At 71.5% G+C, this 14,695-nt stretch carries 14 protein-coding genes and 1 pseudogene; 11 read left to right on the plus strand and 4 right to left on the minus strand.

Going from position 1 to position 14,695, the window contains the following annotated elements; all coding sequences use genetic code 11:
- Positions 1-133 precede the first annotated feature (133 nt).
- From ABD236_RS14490 to ABD236_RS14500, 3 genes are read left to right on the plus strand one after another with little or no spacing between them, the layout of a single operon-like run.
- Positions 134-1,237, plus strand: a complete 1,104-nt coding sequence (locus tag ABD236_RS14490) for a hypothetical protein (protein ID WP_344074039.1) — start codon at positions 134-136, stop codon at positions 1,235-1,237.
- A 38-nt stretch (positions 1,238-1,275) separates the two neighbouring features.
- Positions 1,276-1,938: a contact-dependent growth inhibition system immunity protein gene (locus tag ABD236_RS14495; RefSeq protein WP_425543866.1), complete on the plus strand. Its 663-nt coding sequence runs from the start codon at positions 1,276-1,278 to the stop codon at positions 1,936-1,938.
- 1 nt (position 1,939) lies between these two features.
- Positions 1,940-2,950, plus strand: coding sequence for a hypothetical protein (locus ABD236_RS14500; RefSeq protein WP_344074040.1), 1,011 nt, complete (start codon positions 1,940-1,942; stop codon positions 2,948-2,950).
- Positions 2,951-2,977: 27 nt separating this feature from the next.
- On the opposite strand, the gene ABD236_RS14505 is transcribed toward ABD236_RS14500, so the two are convergent.
- The 3 genes from ABD236_RS14505 to wrbA all read right to left on the minus strand — a co-directional run bounded on the left by ABD236_RS14505 (position 2,978) and on the right by wrbA (position 4,422).
- A complete protein-coding gene (locus ABD236_RS14505; RefSeq protein ID WP_344074041.1) occupies positions 2,978-3,397 on the minus strand; it encodes a VOC family protein in 420 nt (139 codons plus the stop codon).
- Positions 3,398-3,424: 27 nt separating this feature from the next.
- Positions 3,425-3,568: a hypothetical protein gene (locus ABD236_RS35010; protein WP_425543867.1), complete on the minus strand. Its 144-nt coding sequence runs from the start codon at positions 3,566-3,568 to the stop codon at positions 3,425-3,427.
- A 248-nt stretch (positions 3,569-3,816) separates the two neighbouring features.
- On the minus strand, positions 3,817-4,422 hold the full coding sequence (gene wrbA, locus ABD236_RS14515; RefSeq protein WP_344074043.1) for an NAD(P)H:quinone oxidoreductase: 606 nt from the start codon (positions 4,420-4,422) through the stop codon (positions 3,817-3,819).
- A 198-nt stretch (positions 4,423-4,620) separates the two neighbouring features.
- Here wrbA and ABD236_RS14520 point away from each other — a divergent pair, with 198 nt between their 5' ends.
- Both ABD236_RS14520 and ABD236_RS14525 read left to right on the plus strand, forming a co-directional pair.
- The gene (locus ABD236_RS14520) at positions 4,621-5,259 is read left to right on the plus strand and encodes a TetR/AcrR family transcriptional regulator (RefSeq protein ID WP_344074044.1); all 639 of its coding nucleotides are present in this window, start codon (positions 4,621-4,623) and stop codon (positions 5,257-5,259) included.
- Between the two features lie 219 nt (positions 5,260-5,478).
- Entirely contained in the window at positions 5,479-5,856 is a 378-nt protein-coding gene (locus ABD236_RS14525) for an STAS domain-containing protein (protein WP_344074045.1), read from the plus strand.
- Positions 5,857-6,034: 178 nt separating this feature from the next.
- Here ABD236_RS14525 and ABD236_RS14530 read toward each other — a convergent pair whose 3' ends face one another.
- Positions 6,035-6,454, minus strand: a complete 420-nt coding sequence (locus ABD236_RS14530) for a nuclear transport factor 2 family protein (protein ID WP_344074046.1) — start codon at positions 6,452-6,454, stop codon at positions 6,035-6,037.
- 105 nt (positions 6,455-6,559) lie between these two features.
- Between ABD236_RS14530 and ABD236_RS14535 the strand changes: the two genes are divergently transcribed.
- The 6 genes and pseudogenes from ABD236_RS14535 to ABD236_RS14560 all read left to right on the plus strand — a co-directional run bounded on the left by ABD236_RS14535 (position 6,560) and on the right by ABD236_RS14560 (position 14,695).
- Positions 6,560-7,135: a TetR/AcrR family transcriptional regulator gene (locus ABD236_RS14535; RefSeq protein ID WP_344074047.1), complete on the plus strand. Its 576-nt coding sequence runs from the start codon at positions 6,560-6,562 to the stop codon at positions 7,133-7,135.
- A gap of 559 nt (positions 7,136-7,694) precedes the next feature.
- Positions 7,695-9,173: a sugar transferase gene (locus tag ABD236_RS14540; protein ID WP_344074048.1), complete on the plus strand. Its 1,479-nt coding sequence runs from the start codon at positions 7,695-7,697 to the stop codon at positions 9,171-9,173.
- 73 nt (positions 9,174-9,246) lie between these two features.
- Positions 9,247-10,560 carry a nucleotide sugar dehydrogenase gene (locus tag ABD236_RS14545; RefSeq protein WP_344074049.1) on the plus strand — a complete coding sequence of 438 codons (1,314 nt, stop codon included), beginning with the start codon at positions 9,247-9,249 and terminating at the stop codon, positions 10,558-10,560.
- Positions 10,550-11,808: pseudogene (locus ABD236_RS14550) on the plus strand (glycosyltransferase family 4 protein). The gene ABD236_RS14545 and the pseudogene ABD236_RS14550 overlap by 11 nt, the downstream one beginning before the upstream one ends.
- Positions 11,805-13,172, plus strand: a complete 1,368-nt coding sequence (locus tag ABD236_RS14555; protein ID WP_344074051.1) for a Wzz/FepE/Etk N-terminal domain-containing protein — start codon at positions 11,805-11,807, stop codon at positions 13,170-13,172. Before ABD236_RS14550 ends, ABD236_RS14555 begins: the two are co-directional and overlap by 4 nt.
- A complete protein-coding gene (locus tag ABD236_RS14560) occupies positions 13,169-14,695 on the plus strand; it encodes a Wzz/FepE/Etk N-terminal domain-containing protein (RefSeq protein ID WP_344074052.1) in 1,527 nt (508 codons plus the stop codon). The genes ABD236_RS14555 and ABD236_RS14560 overlap by 4 nt, the downstream gene beginning before the upstream one ends.

The following is a 14,695-nucleotide window of genomic DNA, read 5'->3' on the forward strand; positions in this document are numbered from 1 at the left end:
GGCCGTAGGTGTCTCCCGCAACCCCGCAGCCCCTGCGGACGCCACCACCGAAGCACCAGGTCAGACCACCGCTGTGCGACCATTGGCCGATTGCCGGGGAGGGCTCGGCGGTAGTTGAAGCAGGGATTTCGGCATGAGCGTGGTGGGGGATCAGGACGGCGGTTCAGCCGTGCCCGACGACGAGTGGGAGCGGTTCCTGCGCGAGTCGGTGGACGGTGTGGCGGACGCGCCCAAGGAACCGTCCGCGCGCGCCCGGGTGGTGACCAAGCGGCTGCGCAAGAAGCCCGACGCATCACAGATATGGCCCGGCCACTACGCACCGCCCAGGCAGCGGAGGCGAAAGCAGGGCTGGTACGCCGTCGGCTTCCTCGCCTCACTCGCCCTCTTGGCCGTGGCCCTGTTCCCGGGACGCGTGGTCGACTGGCTCGCCCCCGGCGGCGAGGCGACAGACACACCCCTCGCCGCCGAGACCGCTCGCCCCACCCAGGCACCGCCCGCACAGGCTCCGGAGCAACCCACGCTCAAGGAACCGTTCAAGGGCTCCCCTGCGGCACGCTGGGCCGACGGCGCGGCGGGGATCTCGGTTCCCCCCGCCAAGGCGACCGGATGGATGAGTACCCGACAGGTGGCAGAGGCGCTGGGCCACACCCGGGACTTCCTCGTCGATGCCAGCCTGGATCCGGCGGTCCTGCGGGGCGAGCACCCGGGGAAGGCGATCGCCCGGATCAATCCGCACCAACAGGACGTCCAGGACTATCTGTCGACCGCGTTTCGCGCGCCCAGCAAGACCAATGACCCGCTGCTGCTGTTCAGCCGGTTCGACAAGGCGCGTACGCGTCTCGTCGGCGACGTCGTGAAGACGCGGGGCCGGATCACGTATCAGCAGGGCGATCGCGGCGCACTGCGGGTGACCACGGACATCACTTACGTGTACCCGGTGGTGCGCGCGGCCTCGGGCAGCAGTGAGGTCGAGCGTACGATCGTGCGGCGCGAAGTGGTGATGGACTGGGACGATCCCGGGAAGGTGATCACCGAGCCGGGTACGTTCTCCCTCGTCTCGTACAACATCGACATCACGAACGGCGGTTGCGGCACCCCGAACGGCTACCTCACTCCGGCTTTCGGCGCGGAACGGGACACCGGGGCACGCGAGGGCCGCGAGATCGACCCGTACGACCGCAGCACATCCATGGAGGAGCGGATGGGCAAGGGATGCGGGGTCGCGACACGGATGTGAGCCAGCGGGTCAAAGGCGGCCCGCCACCGGTAGGCGGCTTGTGGGCCCCTCTGCCCGTCGAACCCCTGCAGCACGACCGCCGGTACGGCGAGCTGGACCAGGTCCTGCGCGCCTATCTGGGCATGCCCGCCGACGACACCCCGGAACGGCGCAGCGCCGCCCTGGACGCCTACCTCCGCCACACCTGGCACACCCGTCCCTGGGCCCTGGCCACCGCCGAGTCCCAGCTGCGCGAGTACGCCCGCAACCCGCCCGGCAGGCTCCGCCGGCGGCTCGGCGAGTTCTACGCCGTACCCGACACCGGCCTGCCCGGCCGGGACGTACAGAACTGGCTGCTGATCCTCGCCGACCACCTGAGGTCGAGCATCGAGGAAGGCGAGCTGCCGCCGCCGGGTGCTCCCGCGACCCACTGGGAGTGGCACGCCCGCTTCCCCGAACTGGCCCAGCTCCTCGGCGGCTGGTTCTCCCAGGACATGCCGGACGAGTTCACCGACCACGACGCGGCACTCCAGGACTATCTGGACACCACCGACCGTTCGCTCGTCGCCAGGGCGGCCGGGGAGGTCAACGAACTCCTCGCCCTGCACCTCGACGGGACCGACTGCGCCCTCGCCGTCGCCGAACTGGGAATGGAGGTCGACCCGCCGGCCCCGTACACCCCGGCCGCATGGCTCCGGCTCCTGGCCGACAGACTGTCCTGACATGGGACACCACTTCACCTGGGCCGAGGTCTACGAGCGCAGCGACCGGCTCGCCGACCGCCACGACTGGAACGGACTGATCCAGCTCTACGACGTGCTGGACGCGGCCCTCTGCGACACGCCCGCCGCCGACGACCGCGAACTGCGTCAGTGCCGCGCCCGCGTCGCCCGCGTCGCTGTCTTCGAGCTGCCCGCCGCTCGGGCCGCGGACGCCATCCGGATCCTTGAGCGGGAGTTCGAGGACGGGGTGGCCCACTCCGGTGCGCTGTGGGAGACGCTCGCGCACGTCCGGACCTGGGCGGAGGTCGGGGCCCATCTGCGACACCCGCTGCTGCGGCACCTCGTGGCGCACGCGCGCGTGCTGCGTGGGGAGGATCTGTCCGGCGTCGACGGGCTCGATCCGGAGGCGTACGGCGGTGTGCCTCTGTCGCTCGCTCCCTGGGAGGCGGAGTTCTGGGATGTCGCGGAACATCCGAGCTCCTCCGGGCGGAGCAGCGGGGGCACCGCCATCGCCTCGCTCTCCGCCGTCGGGCGCGAGGGGCGCAGACGGCTACCCCCGAGCGGCGGCCGGGCCGTACCCGTGCTCGCCGCGCCCGAGCCACTGGCGCCGGGCGCGCCCACGTACTGCTTCGTCGGGGTCTCCGGGCCCGTACGGTGTGCGGCGGACCAGGCCGTTGCCCGGTACCTTCACGGGCTCCCCGCCCACGAGCGGCCCTCCTACGCCACGCCCCTCCCGTTCGCCGCCGCCTATCCCGACCTCGTACTGGCGCTCGGCGGCAGCAGTGCGTACGGGACGGTGGCCTCCACGGCGCTCGGGCGTATCGCCGTCTGGCGGATGCTCAGGGGATTCGCCGGGCTGGACGCGACAGCGCCCGCAACGGAAGTCTCCGCCTTCGTCGCCGGGCTCTCCTGCCTCACCTGGGAGCTGTCCAGCGACGAGATCTGGTTCCTTCATCTCGCCGTCCATCATGGAGGCGTCAGTTGGATCGTCGACGGGCAGGACGTCGACTGACCTCCTCCCCTACCCGGACGGCCCCGCTCACCCACTCCGCAGCGAAAACGTATGCCCCGCCGGGTCCGCGTACAGCCGCGTGTCCCGCGGTCCGCCGTTGTCCTTCGTGTCCAGCGGGCGGGCGCCCAGTGCGATCACCTGGCGCTCCACCGCGTCCATGTCCACCCGGGGCACCAGCAGTTCCAGGTGCGCCTGCTGGGAGTCGTCGGGGCGGGGCCAGCTGTTGGGGGCCGCGCCGTGGTCGCGGCGGAACGCCATCCTCGTACCACCGCGGCCGGTGATCTCGATGCGTTCCGTGCAGCGTTCCTCTTCCGACGGGGGCTCCGCGCCCAGCAGACGGGCATAGAAGTCCGCCAGCTCCTCCGGCTCGGCGCAGTCGAGGGCAAGGACCGCTGCCTGTACCAGGCCCGTCGACTCCGTCGTGATCTTCTTCGACAGTGCTTCCATCCCAGATTCTCCTCAGCCCCGCGTGCCTCAGTAGTAGCGGCGGTCCTCTTCGACCACCGTCGCGGCAGGGGGCGGCGCCTGGAGACGGCGGCGCTTGAAGATGCTCACGTACGCGGCCGTTCCGATGATGCCCACGGCCATCAGGACGAGACCGGCGACGTGGATGTTCATGCCCTGAACGTGCCAGTCGACCGCGAACGTCAGAATCGCTCCGATCCCTATCAGCAGAATGCATCCGCCCAGGCCCATGGCTGTACCTCCGAACTCGACTGCGCGTACGGTCGGTTCGTACGGGTTCCCCTGAGCGTCCACGTCTAACGTCCACGTCTGACGGCCACATGGGAACGTTCCGTTCCCGCGCACGCGAAAGCGCCCCTGACCGTCGCGTACGGTCAAGGGCGCCTGAGCATCTGCAAAGGTCAGCGCGCGCCCGCCTGGAGGCGGGCCGTGATCTTCGCCAGGCGCTCGCCCTGGTAGCGGGCCGCCACCAGGGTCTCCTCGGAGACCGCGTCGGTGCCGAAGTGGGCCGTGCCGTAGGGGTTGCCGCCCGCGCCGTACACGACCGGGTCCGTGTAGCCGGGGGCGACGATGATCGAGCCCCAGTGGTGGAACGTGTTGTACAGGGCCAGCGTGGTGGACTCGTTGCCGCCGTGGCGGTTGTGGGCGCTGGTGAAGCCGGTGACGGGCTTGTCGGCCATGACGCCGCGCTGCCACAGGCCGCCCGTCGTGTCGATGAACTGCTTCAGCTGCGCCGCTACGTTGCCGAAGCGCGTCGGCGAACCGATGGCGTACGCGTCGGCCCACTCCAGGTCGTCGAGCGTGGCGACCTCGACGACGTCCTTGGTGGCCTCGACGTGCTCGCGCCACGCCGGGTTGGCGTCGATGGCGGCGTCCGGGGCCAGCTCGGGGACCCGGCGCAGCCGGACCTCGGCGCCGGCCTTCTCCGCGCCCTCGGCGATCCCCTTCGCGAGCTGGTGGACGTTACCGGTGGACGAGTAATAGATGACCGCAACCTTGGCACTCATGACGAGGCCCCTCCCAAGCAGAGATCGTTAGTCTGTTCCGGGGCGAAGTGGATACCTATCCGGTTCCGCCCAGGACGAGTAAAGCGGATAGCAATCCACTTTGCAAGAGGGTTCTGGTCAAGGGCGTGCACAGAGAGCCGCTCGTGGATTTGCGGATTCGCTCGAACGAAGCGGATACGTATCCGATAGCCTCGGAACATGACCCGCATCGAACTCTCCGTCACGGGCCAGGCCCCACCCGAGCGCGCCGACGCCGCCCGCAACCGGCGGAAGATCCTCGACGCGGCGAGCCGGCTGGTCAGGGAGCAGGGGCCCCAGGCCGTCACCATGAACGCGGTGGCGCACGCGGCCGGCATGGGCGTCGGCACCGTCTACCGACGGTTCGGCGACGCCAGCCAGCTGTTCCTCGCCCTCCTCGACGACAGCGAGCAACGCTTCCAGCAGGCGTTCCTCAGCGGGCCGCCGCCGCTCGGCCCGGGCGCCCCGGCCGCCGAACGGTTGCGCGCCTTCCTGCACGCCCTCGCCGACCGGATCGTGGAACAGCGCGAGATCATGCAGCTCGCGGAGGCCGCGTCGCCGAGCGCCCGCTACAGCAGCGGGGTGTACGCCATGCTGTTCGCCCACACTTCGATGCTCCTGCGCGAAGCCCGGCCCGAGGCGGACACGGCGATGCTCGCCCATCTGCTGCTCGCCCCCTTCGTACCCAGTCTCTTCGAGCACCTCACCATGCGGCGCGGGATGACGTCGGAGCGCATCAAGGCGGGCATCGACGACCTGCTCGGCGTGGCGCACGACGTGTCACAGGACCCGGTCCGCCCCGTCGACGGCGCATCCTGACCGACCTCCTCGGGCCCGTCGACCAAGATGATCAACTGCGGATCGGTCATATGCCAACGCATAATGTTCAATGGCCACTTGGGCCGGGCATGCACACACCGGAGGCCCCGGTTCCCGACACAGGGCGCCGGGCGGCTCCACGGTTCCACCGCACTTCGTACCTCGTCCTCTCCGCCGCCCGACTCCGAGCGGGCGGGTCGCCTCGACCGAGGTGAGCACATGGTCACCGTCCTTCCGGACTTCGCTCCACCGTCGCGCGTCTACCGCATGCACGGGCACACAGTGCTGGCCCTCTGCGGTGAGATCGACATCGCCACCGCCGTCGAGGTCGTCCCGTATCTGGAGGCGGCGACCGCCCCGTACGAACCCAGGGTCGTGATCGACCTGACGGCGGTCACCTTCTTCGACTGCTCCGGCCTGCGGCTGCTCAGTTCGGCCCGCCGCCGTGTACGCGCCCGCCACGGCAGTCTCACCGTGGTGTGCGCGCACCCCTTCACCCTGCGGATCCTGGCGCTCTCGGGCCTGGGCCCGGCCCTGCACCTGGTCCCCACCTTGGAGGAGGCCGTCCGGCCGCCGGCCCCGGCGGGGCGCGACTGAGGACCGGCGTGAACCGGCCCTGTACGGCTCGCTGCGTGAAGCCGTCTTCACGCGGCACGACGCGTACGACCGCGCCGCCTGCGCCACGACGGCGGGCGACACCGTCGCGTACAAGCCAGTTGATCTCGCAGTCCCTTGGCCGGGGGCCGAGTCGTCGACGGCCTCGTCGGCGCCGGAGTCACGCGGCCTCGGGTTCCGACGCCAGCGGGACCTCCCCCGCCGTCTTGCTGAAGCCGAGCGCCTCGACGATGCGGCCGTCCACCACCCGCATGACGTTGACGCCCCTCACCCAGTCCTGCGGGCCCGCCCCGTACCGGTAGTTCCACACGATCGTGGCGCGCTCGCCCGCCACGATCACCTCCTGCGGCAGGAACTGCGAGCCGCGGTCCTCGACGAGCGCGGTCCACCACCGCGTACAGGCCTCGCGTCCGACGACGCGTTCGCCGCTCGGCGCGGGCTGGACGCTCTCCATGACGCAGCCCTCGGCGATCAGTTCGGGCAGGAGGTGGGCCTCGCGGTGGGTGAACGCGCGGTTGAAGAGCTCGATGACGTCGGCGGTGCTGCGCATGGACACGTCGGCGGTTCCGCTTGTGGACATGAATCCTCCTCGGGAGACGAGATGTAGACCGGTCGGTCTACTGTCGTGCCGGATCAATAGATAGACCGGTTGTTCTACCGCGTCAAGGGCTGGCACAATCGCGGCATGACCACCTCCGCCAAGCCCGGCCCCCGCGAGCGACTCCTGCTCGCCGCCCAGGAGTTGACGTACACCCAGGGCGTCGGCGTCGGCGTGGACGCGCTGCTCAAGGCGGCGGGTGTGGCCCGGCGTTCGCTGTACGAGCACTTCGGGGGCAAGGACGGGCTCATCGCGGAGATGCTGCGCCGCAGCACCGCCGAGGACGTGGAGCAGTACCGCAGGACGATGGACGAGGCGGGCGACGAGCCCCGCGCCCGGCTCCTCGCGGTGGTCGACCGGCTCGGCCGGATCGCCTGCGACCCGCACTTCCACGGCTGCCGCTATCTGGCCGCCGACCTCGCGCTCGCCGACCCGGCGCACCCCGGCCACGAGGTGACCCGGGCCTACCGGCGGGCGGTTCACCGGCTGTTCACCGACGAGTTCACGGCTCTCGGACACGAGCGGCCGGAGTTCGCCGCGGATCAGCTGCTCATCCTCGTCGACGGACTGCTCGCCGCCGGTGCCACCCGCCCCGAGAGCCGGCCCGCCGCCGCGTCCCGCGAGCTCGCGGTGCACATCATCGGCTCCGGGCCGCGCGACTGAGAAGACCCAACGGGCTTCCGGCACAGGGGAATCGAGCGCTCCGCCCCGGCTTCACCCCCTCCGACCAGGCGCGATGGAGGGCACGAGGGGGTCGGACGAGGCGTGGACGATCTTCGGTCGTCGATCCTGTCTCAAAGCTGAGCACAAATTACACACATCCCCTCTACATGCTGGCTTCCGATGGTCTAGATTGTCCGTGCTTCAGCCGCTCGGGCAGGCGAACCAGTGATGATCTGTGGGTCCGACATCTGGGAAAGCCACAGTCGCGTCCCCGGCATCAGACGTGGGGGTGATCAGTTCTTGGAGCCCGCGAAGGGGCCTCGGGTGCGGGGAGCACTGGAGGGTTTTGACGGGTTCCGTATTCCTCGAGGGTCTGGCAGGACAGGCGTGTCCGCTGTCGCCAGGGTGGGTTCTTCAAGCAGCACTGAAACAGCCGGGATGTCATGCGCGGGGGGCGTGGGTCTCCCGAGGGGCAAAACAGTGCGGGAGGCGGGGGCCTCCCGGGGGGAGGAACAGTGTCGGGCGAACACGTCGAACCACTGGCGACCTGGGGGGGCCCGTGCGGCAGGGGGGTTTAGTCAGACCGTTTCCGCCGACGCGAAGACGTCTGGCGGACGAGGCGATCAGCCAGCACGCGAGCGACTGGGAGCAGCGGTACCGCCGTACCGTGATCACCAGCGACACCTTGGCCACCGCCTTCGTGGTGGTGGCGATCGGCAACTTCTTCGGGGCCCGGGACGCGGCCAACTGGCACGAGAAGTGGGGCATCCTCACCTTCGGCACCGAACTGCTGGTGCTGGGAGCCCTCGCGGTGAGCCGGGCGTGGGCCCCGGCCGTACTCGGCCAGGGCGCCGAGGAGTTCCGCCGGCTCGGACGCTCGCTGTTCACGGCGGCCGTCGTCCTGGCACTCGGCGGAATCGCCCTCACCTCGCGCAACATCAAGCTCTGGATCTTCGTCGCGATCCCCGCGCTCGCCCTCACCACCATGACCGCGCGCTATCTCCTGCGCCTGTGGCTGCACAAGCAGCGCAAGGAGGGCCGGTGTCTGCGCCCGGTGCTCGCCGCCGGCAGCCCGGCCACCCTGCACGATCTGATCACCCGGACCCGCAAGTTCCCGCACCTGGGGTGGCGGGTGGACGCGGTGTGCACCACGGACGGCCTCGGGGTCGACGGTGACCACCTGGACGGAGTGCCGATAGTCGGCCAACTCGCGGACGTGGCCGGGCATGTGCGCCGCGACGGCTACCGGGTCGTCGCGGTCACCCCGGACCCGCACTGGTCACCGGACCGGCTCCAGCGGCTGGCCTGGAACCTGGAGGGCAGCGACGCCGAGATGGTCGTGGCACCCGTGCTGATGGAGGTGGCCGGGCCCCGGCTGCACGTCGACGCGGTGCTCGGGATCCCGCTGCTGCGGGTCAGCATGCCGACCTTCACCGGCGGTCGCCGGGCGGTCAAAGAGGTCGTCGACCGCTTGGGCGCAACGATTCTGCTGCTGCTGTTCGCGCCCCTGATGGTGCTCGTCGCCCTGCTCGTCCTCGTGGACAGCCGGGGCGGGGCGTTCTACCGCCAGCGCAGGGTCGGCAAGGACGGCCGCGAGTTCACCATTCTCAAGTTCCGCACCATGGTCGTCGGGGCCGACGCGGCACGGGCCGAGCTGGCCCACCGCAACGAGGGCGCGGGCCTGCTCTTCAAGCTCCGCCGGGATCCACGGGTGACCCGGGTGGGAGCGGTGCTGCGCCGGTACTCGCTCGACGAGCTCCCCCAGCTCTTCAACGTGCTCACCGGGTCGATGTCACTCGTCGGGCCGCGGCCCCCGCTGCCGGAGGAGTCGGCCGCGTACGGCCCGGACATCCGGCGGCGGCTGCTCGTCAAGCCCGGGCTGACCGGGCTGTGGCAGATCAGCGGACGCAGCGATCTGCCCTGGGAGGAGGCCGTCCGCCTCGATCTGCGGTACGTGGAGGACTGGTCGCTCGCCCTGGACACAGTGATCTTGTGGAAGACGCTGCGTGCGGTGCTGTACGGGCAGGGGGCCTACTGATGCGCGGAAGTCGTTGTCCGGCCGGGGTGCGAACGGCGGGCCCGGGCGGCCCGGCCGGGGGGAGGAACGAGTCATGAGGGTCAGCGTTTTCGGGCTCGGCTATGTGGGCTGTGTCTCGGCCGCGTGCCTGGCCAGCACGGGGCACGAGGTCATCGGGGTGGACGTCAACCAGGTCAAGGTCGACCTGGTCAACGACGGCAAGGCCCCCGTGGTCGAGGAGCGCATCGGCGAACTCACCGCCGAGGTCGTACGGACCGGGGCGCTGCGCGCCACCCGTGACGTGCGCGAGGCGATCATGGGCAGCGAGGTGTCGCTGATCTGCGTGGGCACCCCGTCGGAGCCCAACGGCAGCCTGTGCACCACGTACTTGGAGCGGGTCACCGAGCAGATCGGTGCCGCGCTGGCCGAGCGCGGTGGGCGGCACACCATCGTCTTCCGCAGCACCATGCTCCCGGGCACCTGTCTGAACCTGCTGGTGCCGATCCTGGAGAAGCACGTCGGCACGGCCGGGGTGGACTTCGGGGTCGCGGTCAACCCCGAGTTCCTGCGCGAGGGCACCAGCGTGCGGGACTTCTTCGACCCGCCCAAGACCGTCATCGGCGAACTCGACCCGGCGAGCGGCGACGCCGTACTCGCGCTCTACGAGGGCCTGCCCGGCGAGGTGTTCCGGGTGCCGGTCCCGACCGCCGAGGCGATCAAGTACGCGGACAACGCCTTCCACGGCCTCAAGATCGGCTTCGCGAACGAGCTGGGCGCGGTGTGCCAGGCGCTCGGGGTGGACTCGCACCAGGTGATGGATGTCTTCCTGGCCGACCGCAAGCTGAACATCAGCCCCGCCTATCTGCGGCCCGGCTTCGCCTTCGGCGGCTCCTGTCTGCCCAAGGACCTGCGCAGCCTGGTCCACGCGGCGCAGCGGGCCGACATCTCGGTGCCGATCCTCTCCCACGTACTGCCGTCCAACTCCGACCACCTCCAGCGCGCGGTGGACCTCGTCGAGCGCACCGGAAAACGCCGGGTGGGCCTGTTCGGCCTCTCCTTCAAACCCGGCACCGACGACCTCCGCGAGAGCCCGCTCGTAGAGCTGGCGGAGAGACTCTTCGGCAAGGGGTACGACCTGCGGATCCACGACGCCAACGTGAGCCTCTCGCGGCTGATCGGCGCCAACCGCGAGTACATCGAGACCCGGCTGCCGCACCTGACGCAGCTGCTCGCCGACTCCGTCGACGAGGTGCTCGAACACGCCGAGGTGTGCCTGGTCGGGACCAGGGATCCGGCCGTGCTCGCGGCGCTTCCGCATGGCGATGGCCCGGTGCTCATCGACCTCGTCCGCCTTCCCGACGCCGAGGCGCGCCGGGCCGAACCGGGATACATAGGCCTTGCTTGGTAATGCGACACCTCTCGGCCACCGGGGTCGGCGCGCGCTGATCCTGGTGGAGAACCTGTCCGTGCCGTTCGACCGGCGTGTGTGGCAGGAGTGCACGACCCTGCGCGACGCGGGCTGGACCGTGGACGTCATCTGTCCCCAGGGCAGCAAGCGGGACACCGAACCGGAGGCGGTGATCGACGGGGTGCGGATCCACCGCTACCCGCTGCGCGCCGCCACCGGAGGGCCGGCCGGCTATCTGCGGGAGTACGGATCGGCGCTGTGGCACACGGCCCGGCTGGCCCGCAAGGTCGGCCGGGTCCATGTGGTGCACGCCTGCAACCCGCCCGACCTGCTGTTCCTGCCCGCGCTCTGGCTGAAGCGGCGCGGCGCCCGGTTCGTCTTCGACCAGCACGACCTGGTGCCCGAGCTGTACCTCTCCCGGTTCGACCGCGGCGAGGACCTGCTCTACCGCGCCGTGTGCGCGCTGGAGCGGTGGACCTACCGGGCCGCGGACGTGGTGCTCGCCACCAACGAGAGCTACCGGGACGTCGCGATACGCCGGGGCGGCAAGCGGCCCGACGACGTCTTCGTGGTGCGCAGCGCGCCGCAGACCGACCGGTTCCAACCGGTGCCGCCCGAGCCGGAGTTGAAGCGCGGCAAGCCCCATCTGCTGTGCTACCTGGGCGTCATGGGCCCCCAGGACGGCGTCGACTACGCCCTGCGGGCCCTGGCGAAGCTGCGCGACGAGCTGGGGCGGACCGACTGGCACGCGGTGTTCGTCGGTTCCGGCGACGCCTTCGACGCGATGGTGGAGCTGTCCGGGCAACTCGGGCTCTGCGACCAGGTGGAGTTCACCGGGCGGGTGCCGGACGCCGACCTGGTGCGCTATCTGTCCACCGCGGACGTCTGCCTCTCCCCCGACCCGCGCAATCCGCTCAACGACGTGTCGACCATGAACAAGGTCCTGGAGTACATGGCGATGGGCCGCCCGCTCGTCTCCTTCGACCTCCGTGAGGCACGGGTCTCCGCCGGTGACGCGGCCGTCTACGCGCCCGCCGACGACGAGTCCGCGTTCGCCCGGCTCGTCGCGATGCTGCTGGACGACCCGGACCAGCGGGCCCGGATGGGCAAGATCGGCCAGGAGCGGATCAACGGGCCGCTCTCCTGGCGCAACTCGCAGGCGTCGCTGCTCGCCGCCTACGCCGCCGCCTGCCGCGACCACGCTCCGGCGGGTGACCCGTCCGGACGGGGAGGAGGCCGCACCGTTGAGCGATGACCCGATACGCCTGGCCACGGTCGGGCGGATCCTCCGCCGCCGCTGGCGGCTGCTCGCCGTGCTCACGGTGGTGGGCGCGCTCGTCGGCTACGGCACCTCGCTGCTGTTCCCGCCGCGCTACACGGCGTCGGCGTCGGTCCTGCTGCCCGGGCAGTGGGAGGAGCGCGAGCTGCTGACCCAGGCGGAGATCGCGACCAGCTCGACCGTGGTGGACCGCGCGTCCGCCGCCCTCGGCTGGAAGGACGTCAGCGGCGGTGAGCTGCGGGACCGGGTGAGCGCCAAGGCCTCGGACGGCAACATCATCAAGATCTCGGGTACGGCCGGCACCCCGGAGCGCGCCCAGCGGCTCTCCGACCAGGTGGCCCAGCAGTTCGTCACCTTCGCCGGGCGGATCGCGGGCGACACCAGCGACCCCGACACGACGGCGGGTCCCGAGGCGCTGCGGCAGAAGGTCGAGCAGACCAGCCGCCGTATCACCGACCTGGCCAACGCGGCCGATCCCGGGCGGACCGTGGAGAGCGTGCAGGCCCGTACCGAACTGGAGAAGCTGCGCACCGCGTTGCTGGAGGCCATGAAGAAGCTGGACCAGGCCGACCCGGCGGCCAACAAGGCCGGCATGGTCGTCATGGGCCCGGCGCCCCGGCCGACCGGCGAGGCACCGCCGACCAGGACGCAGCTCGTCGTCGCCGGGGCGGTGCTGTTCCTCCTGATCGCGGTCGTCGGCCATCTCGCCGCCGCCCGGATGAACCGCCGGCTGCGCACCGAGCCGGAGATCGCCGCCGCGCTGGGCTCGACGCTCCTCGGCACCGTCGACGTACCCGTGGACCCGGGCGCCGACCGGCCCGCGGGGCAGGGCCCGCGCGGCTGGTTCCGCCGGCTCCTCGGCACCGACACCCGGTGGGACACGCCCACCCCGAGGCTGTCCGGCGACGAGGCAAGCCGCCAGCTCCGCTACCGCCGGGTGTGCGCGCGCCTGCGGGACCGGCTGCCCGCTCCCCGGCGGCTGCTGGTCGTCGTACCGGACGGCGACCGGATCGCCCGCCGGGCCGCCGAGCAGCTCGTCGCGGTGGCCGAGAGCGGCCCGCTGCTGCGGGTGGTGGGAGTCCCGGTGGTCCAGCCGCTGGTGCCGGACCGCGACACCGAGTCCGGCGCTCTGGTCGTGCTCAGCGCGGGCAGCTGGACCGCTCAGGAGCTCACCGGCATCGCCGAGGCGTGCGCGGACGCGGGGCACGAGGTCGTCGGCATCGTCGTCGCCGGCCTGGTCCGCACCCGTCCGGTACGGACGGCCGGTCACCCTCCCGACCACGCCACACCCGCGATCGCGGTACGCGGTCACGCGACGGGAGGTTCTGTGTGACGACGAGCACGACCGCGGAGTCGTCGGGCGCGACTCCGCTCCTCGACCTCCAGGCGCTGGTGGTGGCGGTGCGCAGACGCCGTCGCCTCTGGGGCCTGATGGCGCTGCTCGGCCTGCTGGCCGGCGCGGCGATGGCGGTCCTCATGCCGCCCCCGCCGACCGCGGTGACCAAGGTGCTGGTCACCCACCAGGAGGACCAGCCGAACGACACCGGGACGCTGATCCGCACCGACGTCGCCCTGCTGGGCACCACGCGGATCGCGGCCCAGGCGCTGCGGACCCTCGAGTCCCCGGAGAGACCCGAGGACTTCATGCGTGACTACCGGGGCGCCGGACTGACCAACAACCTGCTCCAGATCACCGTGACCGGCGACAGCGACACACAGGCGGTGGCCCGCGCCAAGGCGCTGGCCGACGCGTTCGTCGCGGACCACGTGAGACGGATGCAGGACGCCGCCAAGGCCGAGGCCAAGGCCCTGCTCGACCAGCGCGACCGGATGCGCGACGAACTCGCCCAGGTCAACAAGGCGATCGGGAACCGGGCGCCGGGCAGCGACCCGAAGGCGTCGGCCAGCATCGAGTCGCTCTTCGCCCGCCGGGCCGAGCTCAACTCGCGGATCGCCGACTTCGACCAGCGCGCCGCCGAGGCGCGCACCGGCGCCCCCAAGCTGGTGGCCGGGACGCAGATCGTGGACGCCCCGCGCGCGGTGCCGCACTCGCTGCCCAAGGCCGCCGTCACCAACGCCGTGATCGGGGCGCTCCTCGGGCTGGTCCTCGGGCTCGCGGTGGCCGCGGTCGGCTCGGTGGTGGCGGACCGCCCCGTACTGCGCCGGGAGATCGCGGCGAACCTGGGCGCCTCGGTCATCGCGGAGCTGCCCCGGGCGCCCCTTCTTCCGGGCCGGTGGCAGCGCCCAAGGACCCGGGCGGCGCGCGAGCGGCTCACCACGACCCTGACCCGCGCCGTGCGCGGCTCGGCGGAACCGGTGTCGCTGCTGGAACTCGGCTGCGCGCGCACCACGAGCGTGCTCGCCCTGGACGTCGCCGGAGCGCTGGCCGAGGACGGCCCGGTGGTCGTCGTCGACGGTCTGCCCGGCCCCCAGCTCGCCCAGCGCCGCGAGCGGCCACAGGATCCGGCGGTGGTGAGCGGCGAGAGCTCCGCGGCCGTGCCGCCTCAGACGCGCCGGCTCGGCGTCGGCTCGGTCGCGCCCGGCACGGCGTGGCTGGACCTCCAGTACCTCGGCACCCAGACCGTGCTCGTCGTCCGTGCCGGGCACGGCAGCGCCGCGTGGCTGCACACCGTGGCACGCCAGCTCGCGGACCAGCGCATCGTGGTGATCGGCGTGGTGCTGGTCGACCCCGACCCTCGGGACCGGACCGACGGCACGCTGTGGGACGGCATGCACACCGCGCTGCGCGGCCATTACGAGCGGCTGGCCCGGCAGAACGGCACGGGGCACCTGCGCAAGGAGCGGCCCTCGATGCCGGCCGCGCGGGTCCCGGACAGCGACCAGGAGGCGCGGTAG

Source organism: Streptomyces crystallinus, assembly GCF_039521265.1.
In the GTDB taxonomy this organism is placed as follows: Bacteria; Actinomycetota; Actinomycetes; order Streptomycetales; family Streptomycetaceae; genus Streptomyces; species Streptomyces crystallinus.